This is a genomic window from Shewanella sp. 1180_01 (assembly GCF_052850535.1).
Genome location: NZ_VXCT01000080.1, coordinates 1 through 13605 on the forward strand (window position 1 = coordinate 1; position 13605 = coordinate 13605).

The 13605-nt window shown below is 47.9% G+C and carries 15 protein-coding genes; 7 read left to right on the forward strand and 8 right to left on the reverse strand.

Translation table 11 applies throughout. The annotated features are described in order from the left end of the window. Positions 1 to 294 precede the first annotated feature (294 nt). Positions 295 to 843 (forward strand): gamma carbonic anhydrase family protein, encoded by a 549-nt coding sequence (locus tag FW758_RS22960; RefSeq protein WP_012586351.1) that lies wholly within the window; start codon positions 295 to 297, stop codon positions 841 to 843. 133 nt (positions 844 to 976) lie between these two features. On the opposite strand, the gene FW758_RS22965 is transcribed toward FW758_RS22960, so the two are convergent. Further along, complete coding sequence (locus tag FW758_RS22965) at positions 977 to 1252, reverse strand: DUF1488 domain-containing protein (protein ID WP_446446635.1); 276 nt, start codon at positions 1250 to 1252, stop codon at positions 977 to 979. Positions 1253 to 1257: 5 nt separating this feature from the next. Then, positions 1258 to 2106 (reverse strand): shikimate dehydrogenase, encoded by an 849-nt coding sequence (gene aroE / locus FW758_RS22970; protein WP_011982002.1) that lies wholly within the window; start codon positions 2104 to 2106, stop codon positions 1258 to 1260. Positions 2107 to 2258: 152 nt separating this feature from the next. On the opposite strand from aroE, the gene FW758_RS22975 reads away from it, so the two are divergent. Next, positions 2259 to 2693 (forward strand): group II truncated hemoglobin, encoded by a 435-nt coding sequence (locus FW758_RS22975; RefSeq protein ID WP_446446636.1) that lies wholly within the window; start codon positions 2259 to 2261, stop codon positions 2691 to 2693. A 34-nt stretch (positions 2694 to 2727) separates the two neighbouring features. Here the strand turns inward: FW758_RS22975 and hemF are convergent, their stop codons facing one another. From hemF to FW758_RS23005, 6 genes are all read right to left on the reverse strand, one after another. Further along, positions 2728 to 3636: an oxygen-dependent coproporphyrinogen oxidase gene (hemF, locus tag FW758_RS22980; RefSeq protein WP_347099133.1), complete on the reverse strand. Its 909-nt coding sequence runs from the start codon at positions 3634 to 3636 to the stop codon at positions 2728 to 2730. 25 nt (positions 3637 to 3661) lie between these two features. Then, positions 3662 to 4228, reverse strand: coding sequence for an L-threonylcarbamoyladenylate synthase (locus tag FW758_RS22985; protein ID WP_446446637.1), 567 nt, complete (start codon positions 4226 to 4228; stop codon positions 3662 to 3664). Positions 4229 to 4375: 147 nt separating this feature from the next. Next, entirely contained in the window at positions 4376 to 4939 is a 564-nt protein-coding gene (locus FW758_RS22990; protein WP_446446638.1) for a topoisomerase DNA-binding C4 zinc finger domain-containing protein, read from the reverse strand. A gap of 119 nt (positions 4940 to 5058) precedes the next feature. Continuing rightward, on the reverse strand, positions 5059 to 5532 hold the full coding sequence (locus FW758_RS22995) for a DUF494 family protein (RefSeq protein ID WP_446446639.1): 474 nt from the start codon (positions 5530 to 5532) through the stop codon (positions 5059 to 5061). A gap of 2 nt (positions 5533 to 5534) precedes the next feature. Next, positions 5535 to 6551 carry a DNA-processing protein DprA gene (gene dprA, locus FW758_RS23000; RefSeq protein ID WP_446446640.1) on the reverse strand — a complete coding sequence of 339 codons (1017 nt, stop codon included), beginning with the start codon at positions 6549 to 6551 and terminating at the stop codon, positions 5535 to 5537. Between the two features lie 83 nt (positions 6552 to 6634). After that, entirely contained in the window at positions 6635 to 7765 is a 1131-nt protein-coding gene (locus tag FW758_RS23005; protein WP_446446641.1) for a LysM peptidoglycan-binding domain-containing protein, read from the reverse strand. A gap of 125 nt (positions 7766 to 7890) precedes the next feature. On the opposite strand from FW758_RS23005, the gene def reads away from it, so the two are divergent. The 5 genes from def to FW758_RS23030 are packed head-to-tail and all read left to right on the forward strand — an operon-like array spanning position 7891 to position 13544. Beyond that, positions 7891 to 8403, forward strand: a complete 513-nt coding sequence (gene def / locus FW758_RS23010; protein WP_413486030.1) for a peptide deformylase — start codon at positions 7891 to 7893, stop codon at positions 8401 to 8403. An 8-nt stretch (positions 8404 to 8411) separates the two neighbouring features. Beyond that, positions 8412 to 9368, forward strand: coding sequence for a methionyl-tRNA formyltransferase (fmt, locus tag FW758_RS23015; RefSeq protein WP_446446642.1), 957 nt, complete (start codon positions 8412 to 8414; stop codon positions 9366 to 9368). 1 nt (position 9369) lies between these two features. Next, complete coding sequence (gene rsmB / locus FW758_RS23020; protein WP_063884469.1) at positions 9370 to 10656, forward strand: 16S rRNA (cytosine(967)-C(5))-methyltransferase RsmB; 1287 nt, start codon at positions 9370 to 9372, stop codon at positions 10654 to 10656. Positions 10657 to 10671: 15 nt separating this feature from the next. After that, positions 10672 to 12081 (forward strand): Trk system potassium transporter TrkA, encoded by a 1410-nt coding sequence (trkA, locus tag FW758_RS23025; protein ID WP_006083799.1) that lies wholly within the window; start codon positions 10672 to 10674, stop codon positions 12079 to 12081. 20 nt (positions 12082 to 12101) lie between these two features. Then, positions 12102 to 13544, forward strand: coding sequence for a TrkH family potassium uptake protein (locus FW758_RS23030; protein ID WP_006084792.1), 1443 nt, complete (start codon positions 12102 to 12104; stop codon positions 13542 to 13544). Positions 13545 to 13605: the final 61 nt, after the last annotated feature.

The following is a 13605-nucleotide window of genomic DNA, read 5'->3' on the forward strand; positions in this document are numbered from 1 at the left end:
CCAGTTGGCTAGGGCTGCGTATTCTACGCATTTCCCGTTTCGCGTCAAGGAGTTTTTTTAACTTCTTGACGCGATTGAATTAAGTGCTTAAAAGCTACTCAATTCAACCTAACTCGTCAGCTTGCTTTCGCTGTCTGCCGTGTCAGTGGATGCGCATTATAGGGAGATTGAGAAAGTGCGCAACCCCTATTTTTAAGATAATTGTCATTTTCTCACTGTTCGTTGGATATTTGACCTGACCAGCTAGTTTTTAACCTTTATAATGCAAAAAACCACTCAATTAGGGACTTTTCTATGTCAGGGCCACTCAGAACTTACCAAGGTATTCATCCTCAATTAGGCAATAATGTGTATGTAGATGAAGCTTCGGTGCTTGTTGGCGATATTGCGTTAGATACTGATGCCAGTATTTGGCCTATGGTGGCGGCGCGTGGTGATGTTAACCATATTCGTATTGGTAAGCGCTCGAACGTGCAAGACGGTAGCATATTGCATGTGACGCGTAAGTCAGCTGCTCGTCCCGATGGTCATCCACTGATTATTGGTGATGATGTGACTATTGGTCACAAGGCGATGCTTCACGGTTGCAAAGTCGGTAACCGAGTATTGGTGGGTATGGGGGCAATTATTCTCGACGGTGCGATTTTAGAAGATGATGTGATCTTAGGTGCGGGCTCTTTAGTGCCACCGGGCAAGGTATTACAGAGCGGCTATTTATATGTAGGCAGCCCAGCTAAGCAGGCTCGTCCATTAACACCTGCCGAAATTGCCTTTTTGCCAGAATCTGCCGACAACTATGTCAGACTGAAAAACGAGTACTTAGTTGAGTTACAAAACATCTAGTCACTTAGCGCTAATCTCTTATAGTTAGTCGCTTAGTATCGCTATATAAGAAAGGCGGCAGAGACTCATTCAGTCTCTGTCGCCTTTTGCTATTTATTGATTCAAAATCTATCCACTGAAACTCGCGATGAAGCTAGCCTAGGCGTACTGCGCCAAACTCATCAAACTCTTCGGCTTCAATTAAGTCTTCTGCCATTTCTTCGGCGTCATATCTCACCGCATCAAACAATGCCAGCATAGCAGCCGCTTCATCGGTACTCGGCTGTTCAGAGAAATCATTCAGCTCACGTAATTTGGCGGCACTGATATAGCACTTGATGTTCATCCCCTGCGATTGCGCCATAAAACAGATTTGCCCTTGGGCATCGTCCCAATATTGCAGATCGGGGAAAAGAATACTTTGATTCATGCTTCCTACTTAGGCTCTGCCATTAGTTTGTCCCGCAAAAGCGTCAACACCACTTGGGTGTCGGGCTCAATACCTCGCCATAAGGTAAAACTCTTAGCCGCTTGTCCGACTAACATACCTAGCCCATCAATGACTTTCGCAGCACCTTGGGAGAGTGCCCATTGGTTAAACGCGGTGACCGAGGCGCCATACATCATGTCATAACAAACGGTTTGGGTGGTGATGATATGTGCTGGCAAAGGTGGCAACTCGCCCGCAAGGCTAGCCGAGGTTGAATTGATGATGATATCGAACTCGCCCGCAAGCTCACTCATTTCTACGGCGGTGACTTTACTCACGTAAGCGCCGTTATCCACAGAAGTAAAGATATCGACCAAAAGCTGCGCCTTTGTGTGGGTGCGATTGCTGATGGTCAGCTGCGCAATTCCCGCATTTAATAACGGCAGAATACAACCGCGCGCCGCGCCACCAGCGCCAATGAGTAACACGCGCTGATCTTGCAAGCTACCTAAGTTAGCGATGAGATCGGCCACCAGCCCTAAGCCGTCGGTGTTATCACCGCGAATAGTGCCATCGGCCAATAAACTTAAGGTGTTGACTGCGCCAGCGAGTTTGGCTTCGGGGCTGATACTGTCACACAGCGCAAAAGCTTGCTCCTTAAAAGGCACAGTCACATTGGCGCCCTTGCCGCCCGCATTGAAAAACGCCGTCAATGAGGCTTCAAAACCATCGACCGGAGCGAGAATGGCTTCATAGGTTAATGACTCTTGGGTGGGCGCGGCAAATTGTCCATGGATGAACGGCGATTTACTGTGGCTAATTGGATTGCCAAACACTGCGTATCTGTCTGTCATAGCGATATGAAATTTTAGGTTCAATGGCTTTGCAGTCTACCGCGCTTTTGAGCCCACGCAAGACGAATTATGCTCAACTAAATTTCACGCTAGGTTTCACGCTATAATGCGCCATCGGCTCAATACACTCTATTTAGTGAACGACTATTCCAATGAACTGGCTTAAAAAGATTTTTAGTAAACACACTCCGCAGGATGATCGCGATCCGAGTCAATCTAACGCCTATGACTTAATCGGCGGCGAAAAAGTGATCCGCGCTATCACTAAATGTTTTTATCAGAAGATGGCAAGCTCAACAGAAACGACAACACTGCTTGCCATTCATAGGGCGCCCATTGCGGAGTCTGAGCAGAAGCTATTCGAATTTTTAAGTGGTTGGCTCGGCGGACCACAGCTCTACCAGCAAAAATATGGTCATCCGGCATTACGAGCACGACACATGCATGTCGATATTGATGAAGCGATGCGCGATCAATGGCTGTTTTGTATGAAGTTTGCGATTGAAGATAATATTAAAAAGCCAGAGCATCGAGCCACCATTTTTGAGGCGATTTCAACTCTGGCCGATCATATACGTAATCAATAACGTGGATATGGCATCCACTTTTTATGATTAACGGCTAAACCCAGTCGCGTGGTTTGAGGTAGTTATCGTACAAATCTGCCTCTGGGCTTCCCGCCTCTGGCGTATAAGCATATTGCCAACGCACTAATGGCGGCATCGACATTAAGATAGACTCGGTACGACCGCCTGTCTGTAGACCAAACAGCGTGCCTCTGTCGTAGACTAAGTTGAACTCAACATAACGACCACGGCGATAGAGTTGAAACTGACGTTCACGCTCACCGAACTCAGTATCCTTACGACGCTCAACAATCGGCGCATAGGCCGTTAAGAAGCCATTGCCCACGGCTTGCATAAAGCTAAAGCTTTGATCGAATCCTGCTTGATTCAAGTCATCGAAAAACAGTCCGCCCACGCCGCGGGTTTCATTACGATGCGGCAGGAAGAAATACTCATCGCACCATTTCTTATACTTGGGATAAACCTCATCCCCGAAAGGCGCACAAATATCCTTAGACGTTTGATGCCACTCGCGCACATCTTCCTCAAATGGATAATAAGGTGTTAAGTCAAAACCACCGCCAAACCACCATACAGGATCGGCACCTTCTTTTTGCGCGATAAAGAAGCGCACATTGGCGTGAGTCGTCGGGATATACGGATTGTTAGGATGGATCACTAAAGACACACCCATAGCTTCAAAACTGCGACCCGCCAATTCTGGGCGATGCGCCGTTGCCGACGCCGGCATAGCGGCGCCAGTCACATGGGAAAAGTTAACTCCAGCTTGCTCGAATACTGCACCTTGGATTAATACTCGGCTCGTGCCACCACCGCCTTCGGCGCGGGTCCATGAATCGGCAGCAAACGTTGCTTGGCCATCCAGAGCCTGTAAACCGGCACAAATTCGGTTTTGTAAATCGAGTAAAAACGCTTTTACCACTGCAGCATCAGGCACACTCATCTTGTTATCCTTATTATTGGTTTGCTCATTGTCCATTTCGTAAAATTTTGCCGCTTCGTGCATCGATAATGGTCGAGGGCTGACGTTGTTCGCCGAGTTCGCCTAATACCAGTGCATCGATTTTACCGGTAAAATCAGCGAGGATTTCAGCGGCAGTTAATGCGGGATCTTCACCTGCAAGGTTAGCACTGGTCGACACTAAAGGTTTATTAAGCGCGCGGCACAGGGCTTGTACCCCAGCATGGGCCGACACTCGCACTGCGATAGAGTCAAATTCGCCACAGAGGTATTTTGAAACATGCGCTTTGATTGGCATGACAAATGTAAAAGGCCCGGGCCACTTGGAAAATGCAAATTCAAGCTGCTCAGCCGTCAATTGCGATTCATCAACATAAGCTAAAAGCTGCTGAAAATCACTGGCGACTAAGATCAGTCCTTTCTGCCATGGGCGCTGTTTTACCTCCAATAACTTTTGGATAGCAGTGTCGTTATCAGGGTCGCAACCTAGGCCATAAACCGCCTCGGTTGGATAAGCGATAACACCACCGTTAAGCACAATATGTTTTATGTCAGATGGGTGCAGCTGCAACATCTTAGGATCACCTTTTAAGTATTGTCGATTTCAACAATCAAATTATTGGATAAATTCGAATACTGACCGCCCCATCAGCGGTCAGCCGAGGATTATACGCAAGCCACTTTCATCGGCCAAATATTAAGATGCAGGTCACACAATAAACTAAAGTGGTCTTTTGTATTTACAGCTTTTTTGCGGACATTCTAAACGCATCCCCGCCGCACCTTTACGCTCGACTAAGATCCCAAAACCACAACTTGGGCAATCTTCCGCAACTGGAGGATAATTCACAATAAACTTGCACTTAGGGTAAGCGCTGCAGGCATAAAAACTCTTTCCGAAGCGGTTCGTTCTGTGCTCCAGTTTACCCGTTTTGCATTCTGGGCAAGGGATGTCAGGCTTGTCACCCGCTTGATCCTGTTTTTCAATATGCGTGCAGCTAGGGTATTGAGTGCAACCGATAAAGATCCCAAATCGACCAGATTTTACCGCCAGCTCGTGGCCGCATTCAGGACATACAGAACCTTCAATCACTTGAGTTTCAATAGATTCGTGCTGCACTAAGGGACGAGTGTAATTACAGCTAGGGTAATTATTGCAGCCAATAAAACCGCCGTGCTTACTGTGCTTGACCGATAACTCGCTGCCACATTCAGGGCAAAGTTCGTATTCTTTTTCCAGTGCGTGTTCGTGGGCACTAAATAATTGTTCATCAATCTTAGACATAATCATTCACCACCTGTCGTAGCGCATTAGGATATCAAGCGCAGTGCCATCAAGGAATTTATGGCATCAAAAAAGGAGGTCTTAGCCTCCTTTCTCTCATAATTCATCTTTCACAACGATTAAGAATGTAGTCGGCCTTCTGGCTGTTCGAAGATTAAATCTTCCATTTGCTCATAAGCGGACTCATGACCAGGAGCGTTAAACAACACCATTAAGATAACCCATTTGAGATCTTCTAAAATCAGGGTTGGCTCATCCAACTCCATGACTCTATCGATCACCATTTCACGGGTTTCGACATTCAGCACTTTAACTTGATCTAAAAACAGCAAGAAACCGCGGGATTCCACATCCAGCTTGTCCATTTCGTCCTTTGTATAGATACGAAACGAATGCTGATCGTGATTACAAAGATAAGGTTTATCCCCTTCTTGTAATTCAGCTAAGCGCTCTAACCAAGTTAACGCTTTTAAAATCTCGGATTGATGAAATCCGGCACGAGTGAGTTCCTTGGTTAACTCGTCTTCATCAACTAGTAGTTCAACTTCACTGTGAACATAGTTTTCAAATAGATACATGAGGATATCAAACATGGCTAGCTCCTCTTTACTCTGACGTAACCACCGGGTACTGCAATCACCCAACCTTGCAACTCAAGTTCAAGCATTTGTTCTAACACCAGATCTATCGTTTTCCCACTATGTTCAACTACTGCATCAATGGATGTAGTTTCATAACCTACACTAGCTAACAGAGACGAAAATGGCAAATTACAAATCTCGCCTTCCTGTATATGGTGGCATAACTTCAATTCTTCAAGGTGGTAAGCGGTTAAACTTGCCAACTCCTCCACTATATCGGCGGCTGTTTCCACAAGTTTTGCCCCATCACGTAATAAATCATGACAGCCTTGATGGTAACCGCCCAAGATTGAGCCCGGAACGGCAAACACCTCACGCCCTTGCTCCATCGCCAACCTCGCTGTGATTAAAGAACCGCTTTTACGACAGGCTTCAACCACAAGTGTCCCTAAAGAAAGACCGCTAATAATCCGATTTCGTTTCGGGAAATTCCCTGCAAAGGGACCGACATCTGGCCAAAACTCGCTAAGTATACAGCCTTGCTGCTGAATATCATGATAAAGCTGCCGATGTTTTCGTGGATAGACAGTCTCAATGCCAGTCCCGAGCACAGCAATGGTTCGCCCTTGATGTTCAACACAGGCTTTATGCGCAGCGCCATCAATCCCCATCGCCATACCGCTACAGATACCAAATCCCATTGAGGACATCTCCGCAGCCAGCTGATAAGCGACCTGCAATCCACCTGGAGAAGCATTACGACTGCCAACAATTGCAAGATAAGGAAGGGCTAACGCCTCCAAACAACCTTTAACGAACAGGACCGCGGGCGGATCTGAGAGTTGTTTTAATAACGGCGGATAAAGCGGATCGGAGAAACAAACAAGATGATGGTCAGCGGCTTGCTGCTGCCATTCGAGGGCGACATCGATTTTTTGATAATCAATAGCGAGACTATGGAGCAGATGGTCAGATAAAGGTAGCGCTTCTCTCTCGTGCTCTAACCTTTGTCTGAGGTCGTCCACTTCCATGTGCGTTAATAATTGTTGGATCCGAGCGGGTCCCAGCCCAGATACAGCGCAAACAACTAACCAATCGACCAAATGTTCAGATATTACTGACCTCTTAAGGCTAAAGACTCAGGGGCAATTAACTTATCGTCGACACGCACAGGCCGCTCGGTGGAGACAATCAAACCTAAGCTCGCTTTGTCGAATACTTTGAACACCAACAGTTTGCCATGATAGATATCTGGCATTTGAATAGCGCGATCCGATGAGACAGATGCCATCAGGTTATCGTAGGCGGTGCGCTCATTAGCAGGCACTGGCATACCATCATTGTTGATGACGATGACTTCTCCATCACGGTAAATAGAGAACACGACTCCGGGCTCAACCCCATCTTGGGTGCCCTTATCTAAGTACACCACATCCAACTTACCCGCTTCACGCATCTTCGATTCGATAGCAAGTACAACAGCTGGCGTCTTTAACTCTGCAGGCTTTGGGGTGAAGTAAGCTGACATCAAGGAATCACTTTCCATCGGCATGACTCTGAAACCCGCTTTGGTTTCACGAAAGCTGGTTAACAACTTAATTTTTGAAACCTTACCAGACTCAACCACTTGCCCAGTTGATGCTAAAATGGCCTCTTGTCCTATCGCTTCGCCTGACGCTTTATTGAAAAACTCGCGACCACGTTCGTAAACACCGTACTTTTGATTCATCGGCAGTTCAGCATCAATATAAATCACATCACCCACAATATGGTGACGCGATGGGCTTTCACCTGCTAATACCATAGGTTGCTCGGCAAGCCAGTCGGTTGCGACAACGCGATTCTGCACTAAATACTGTTCAATCAAAGCCAAGTCGACGGCAGGAATGGCATTGCTCTTGGCAATGATCCGTCCTTCAGGACTTTTCTTCACATGGGGTTTAGCACTGTCGACCATGTCGCCATTGCGCACTAACCGAGGCTGACCATCGACAAACACGAGTGTGAGTTGATCGCCAGGATAAATAAGATGGGGATTGGCAATCTGTGGGTTTACATCCCAAAGACGTGGCCATTTCCATGGATCATTTAGAAACGCTGCGGAGATATCCCAAAGAGTATCGCCCTTTTTCACCACATATGACTCAGGATGCCCCGCTTTCAGCGTAAGGGTATCGGCGGCAACAAACGTGCAATTGAATGTCATTAACGCGAGTAAAATTAACCGTTTCATGGGTATTTCCATGTTGTTTGGCTCTTAGTTTGAGCTTTTACTGTTATTGATAGGCACTAAAGATTAAAATTAACCCATTAGCATCAGTCAGTATAACTAACTGACAGAGATTTGACAGACTTGTTAAGAGTTTATGTATGGCACAATTAAAAGTATTACAATTCCCTGACGAAAGATTGCGGACACAAGCGACCCCCATCACAGAGTTTAATGCCGAGCTGCAAACTCAAATTGATGATATGTTCGAAACCATGTACCAAGAAAAAGGTATCGGTCTGGCCGCGACCCAAGTGGATTACCATAAACAACTTATTGTCATGGACTTACAAGATGAAGTCGAACGACCGAAAGTGTTTATTAATCCCGAAATTATCGCCAGCAGCGGCGACTTCTGCAATGAAGAAGGCTGCCTGTCGGTACCGGGTATTTATGCCAAAGTCGATCGCGCCGAATTTGTTACGGTAAAAGCCTTAGACAGGCACGGCAACGAATTTATTGTTGAGGCCGATGAGCTTTTTGCTATCTGTATTCAACACGAAATGGATCACCTCAAAGGCAAATTGTTTGTCGATTATCTGTCGCAGCTAAAACGTCAGCGGATCAAACAAAAACTTGAAAAAGCGGCCCGATTGGACGCCAAAGAAGCATAGGATCAGATTTGAAACCACTCAACATCATCTTTGCCGGAACACCGGATTTTGCCGCTCGCCACTTACAAGCACTGTTGAACTCACATCACAATGTGATTGGCGTTTATACTCAGCCCGATAGACCCGCTGGCCGCGGCAAAAAACTGACCGCCAGCCCAGTAAAAGAACTCGCCGTCGCCAACAATATTCCTGTGTATCAACCTGGTTCATTACGTAAAGAACCCGCGCAACAAGAACTTGCCGCGCTGAATGCCGATATCATGGTGGTGGTTGCCTACGGTCTGATCCTGCCAAAAGTCGTATTAGATACGCCGCGTCTAGGTTGTATTAACGTTCACGGTTCTATTTTGCCACGCTGGCGTGGTGCCGCACCGATCCAACGCGCGCTTTGGGCCGGCGACAAAGAAACCGGCGTGACCGTTATGCAGATGGATGTGGGTTTAGATACCGGCGATATGCTACTGAAAACCACTCTGCCGATTGAAGATAACGACACCTCAGCCAGCCTTTACGAGAAACTGGCGGAACAAGGTCCTGTTGCCCTATTGCAAGCCCTCGAAGGTCTAGCAAACGGCACCTTAGCCGCTGAAAAACAAGATGAAGCCTTAGCGAACTACGCAGAAAAACTCAGTAAAGAAGAAGCCAGACTCGATTGGAATAAATCTGCCAAACAACTCTGGCAAGAAGTCCGTGCCTTTAATCCTTGGCCTGTGAGTTACTTTGAGCACCAAGGCAATACCATTAAAGTGTGGCAGACCCAAGTTAGCGAAACCACCAGCACAGCCGCTCCCGGCACTATTATCAGCGCCAGCAAAAAAGGCATAGAAGTCGCCACCGCCGACGGCGTATTAACCCTGCAGAGTATGCAGCTGCCGGGGAAAAAGCCGCTCAATGTTGCCGATATTCTCAATGCTCGAGGTGAATGGTTTAGCCCGAATACTCGCCTCGCAAACGAGGCACAATAGTATGAACTTGCGCGCGCTGGCTGCGAAAGCCATCTTCGAAGTATTAGAAAAAGGCGTGTCACTCTCAGTGGCATTGCCCGATCAGCAAAAGTACCTTGCCAGCGGCAAAGATAAAGCCCTACTCGCCGAACTCTGCTATGGCGTGATGCGCACTCTGCCGCAAATAGAGAAACGCATCAGTGAATGCCTAGCGAAACCACTCAAAGGTAAGCAAAGGATTATCCACCAGCTGCTTATCATAGGTTGCTATCAACTTTATTTCACTCGCATTCCAAGCCACGCCGCGATTTCAGAAACCGCCGAAGCCTGTCGCCAGTTAAAGTTTGAAGGCATGGTCAAGGTCGTTAACGGTGTACTGCGCAACATTCAGCGCCAGCTTTCGCCGCTGAGTACTGAGTCAGATACCTTAAGCTACAACACGCCCGCTTGGTTGATTAAGCGCTTGAAAGAAGCCTATCCCGAGCAGTGGCAAGATATCATTCAACAAAGCCATGAACGCCCACCTATGTGGCTGCGTAACAATCGCTTATCCCAGAGCCGTACCGAATACCTTGCTGCCTTAGCCGAACTCGAGATTGAAGCGAGCGAAGGCAGCAGTGCCGATGCCATCCTTTTAGCGCATCCAAAAGACGTCGCCACACTGCCACGCTTCCATGAAGGCGCGGCCTCAGTGCAAGATGGCGCGGCGCAATGGGCGGCGACATTACTGGCGCCACAAGCAAATGAATTAATCCTCGATGCCTGCGCGGCGCCCGGTGGCAAAAGCTGTCATCTACTTGAACTTGAACCAAGCATTAAACTGGTTGCCGTCGACTTTGATGCCAAACGCCTCGAGCGCGTACAACAGAACCTTGACCGCTTGTCATTAAAAGCGGAGCTTATCCATGGCGATGCGGCCAATATTGACTCATGGTGGCAAGGTGGACAATTTGATCGTATCTTACTGGACGCGCCATGCTCGGCCACGGGAGTGATCCGCCGCCATCCCGATATTAAATGGTTACGCAAAAACCATGACATCGAAGAACTGGCTGAACTACAACAGCAAATTCTCGATCATTGCTGGAAGTGGCTCAAACCCGGTGGCACGCTTCTTTATGCCACTTGCTCGATTTTACCACAGGAAAACCGCGACCAGATCAGTGCGTTTTTAGAGAGAACGGCAGATGCTAAGCTAGACACACTCTCCCAGCAAAATTCGCCACAGGATATAGGTTGGCAAATCACGCCAGGACAAGACAATATGGATGGGTTCTATTACGCCCGTTTATTAAAAGCGACCGATTAGGAAGTAAGCAAGGCCATGAAAATTATCATATTAGGTGCGGGTCAAGTCGGGGGAACCTTGGCCGAGAATTTGGTAGGTGAGAATAATGACATCACCATAGTCGATCATGACAAATCCAGACTACGCGCCCTGCAAGATAAATATGACCTTCGCGTTGTGGCGGGCCATGCAGCCCACCCCGATGTGCTCAGAGAAGCGGGCGCAGAAGATGCCGATATGCTGATCGCGGTAACCAATAGCGATGAATGCAACATGGCCGCCTGTCAGATTGCTTACACACTTTTCGGCACGCCAACAAAAATTGCCCGTATTCGTTCAGAACCTTATCTGGCGATGCGCGATAAACTCTTTATCGATAGTGAAACCAAAAATAGCGACGGTCGCCCCCGCGGCGGCTTCGTGATCGATGAATTAATCGCCCCTGAACAGTTAGTGACCGCTTACATTCAGCGACTCGTTGAATATCCCGGCGCGCTACAAGTACTCGAATTTGCCGAAGGACGGCTAAGCCTAGTGGCCGTTCGCGCCTATTATGGCGGTCCACTGGTGGGGAATGCGTTAGCGGCACTGCGCGAACACATGCCGAATATTGATACCCGGGTTGCGGCGATTTTCCGCCAAGGCCGCCCTATCATGCCTCGCGGTACCACGATTATCGAAGCCGATGATGAAGTCTTCTTCGTCGCCGACAGTCGCCACATTCGCGCTGTTATGAGCGAAATGCAAAAGCTCGATAACTCTTACCGCAACATTATGATCGCCGGTGGCGGTAACATAGGCTTAGGTTTAGCCAAACGCCTTGAGCGCACCCACTCAGTTAAACTGATTGAGCATAAGTATGAACGGGCTGAAGCCTTATCGGAGCAGCTGGAAAATACTACCGTGTTCTGCGGTGACGCTTCAGATCAAGAATTACTGCTCGAAGAACACATAGATCAAACCGACGTATTTATTGCGGTAACCAATGACGATGAAGCCAATATTATGTCGGCATTGCTGGCAAAACGTATGGGCGCGAAAAAAGTCATGGTGCTGATCCAGCGCGAAGCCTATGTGGATATCGTCCAAGAAGCTAATATCGACATTGCTATCTCACCCCAGCAAGCCACCATTTCGGCACTGTTAACCCATATCCGTCAGGGTGATATCTGTAACGTTTACTCCCTACGTCGCGGCGCCGCCGAGGCAATTGAAGCGATTGCCCACGGGGATGCCAGCACGTCTAAAGTGGTTGGCAAAGCCATTGGCGATATTAAGTTGCCACCGGGAACCACCATTGGTGCTATTGTCCGCAACGACGAAGTATTAATGGCTCACGACAAAACCGTGATAGAGCAAGGGGATCACGTGATCTTATTCCTAGTGAATAAAAAGTTTGTCGGCGAAGTCGAGAAGCTTTTCCAACCAAGTGCTTTCTTCTTCTAAGAACCTAAGTAAGCCAACTTATGCTGAACTTTAGACCACTATTGTTTATTTTAGGGCTGTTTTTGTCCATGCTGACAGCCTTCATGTTGATCCCACTGCTTCTCGCTGTGTTCAATGCCGAGGAAACCGTGGGCTCTTTCATGCTGTCGGCGTTAGTGACAGGCATTAGTGCCAGCTTGTGTTTACACAATGGCCAGAGCAAGACTATTAACCTCAATATCCGCGATATGTTCCTGTTAACCAGCTTGACGTGGTTGATCGTGAGCCTGTTTGCGGCCATGCCCTTTACCCTATATCACGGGATTGGCTATACCGACGCCTTCTTTGAGACTATGTCCGGCATCACGACCACAGGTTCTACTGTGCTCTCGGGGTTGGATACCATGGATCACAGTATCTTAATCTGGCGCTCTTTATTGCAGTGGCTTGGCGGGATTGGCTTTATTGTGATGGCGGTGGCCATTCTGCCCTTCTTGAACGTCGGTGGTATGCGGCTGTTCCGCACTGAATCTTCGGATTGGAGTGATAAAGCCGTACCACGCACCCAGAGCATGGCTAAGTACTTATTCTTTATTTATATTTTGCTAACTGTTGCCTGCTGCGTTGCTTATCATCTGGCGGGGATGACTTGGTTTCAAGCCATCAACCATGCCATGACCACCCTATCAACCGGCGGCTACTCAACATCTGATAGCTCAATGGCCGCGTTCTCCCACTCGGCTCACTGGGTTGGCGTGTTCTTTATGGCGGCGGGTGGCTTACCGCTACTCATGTTTGTGCACACCATACAGCAAAGGGATCTGCGGATTTGGAACGATGCTCAGGTCAAAGGTTTCTTGTTTTTCCTGACCTTCGTGTCTTGTTCTATTGGCTTTTGGCTGTGGCAAACCCGCGATATTGAACTCCTCGATGCACTGCGTTTATCCAGCTTTAACGTGGTTTCTGTGGTGACCACTACAGGTTATGGCTTAACGGATTACGGTGCTTGGGGCGCCTTTGCCAACATCGCCTTTATGTTCTTAATGTTTGTCGGTAGCTGCTCTGGCTCAACTTCAGGCGGGATTAAAATCTTCCGGTTTCAAATCGCTGGCGCCATTATGCGCGAGCAATTGAAACAGCAATGTCATCCAAACGGTATCTTTAGGGAACGCTACAACAATCGCATCATCAGTGAAGATATCGTGCGCTCGCTGATCACTTTCGTGCTGTTGTTTGTAATGGTGATTGTAGGCTTGTCGGTAATTTTAGTGCTCACAGGGCTCGATCCTATGACCAGTTTCACGGGCGCTATCACGGCGGTCACGAACGTAGGTCCTGGCTTAGGGCCGATTATTGGCCCTGCGGGTAACTTCTCAACCCTGCCCGATGTGGCGAAATGGGCGTTGTCACTCGGCATGTTACTCGGTCGTTTAGAAATTCTAACCGTAGCAGTGTTATTCCACCCGAGTTTCTGGAAGTATTAATTCAGTAGAGCTTGGATACTAAAAAGGCGCTTAACTTGTTAAGCGCCTTTTTTATTAAGCC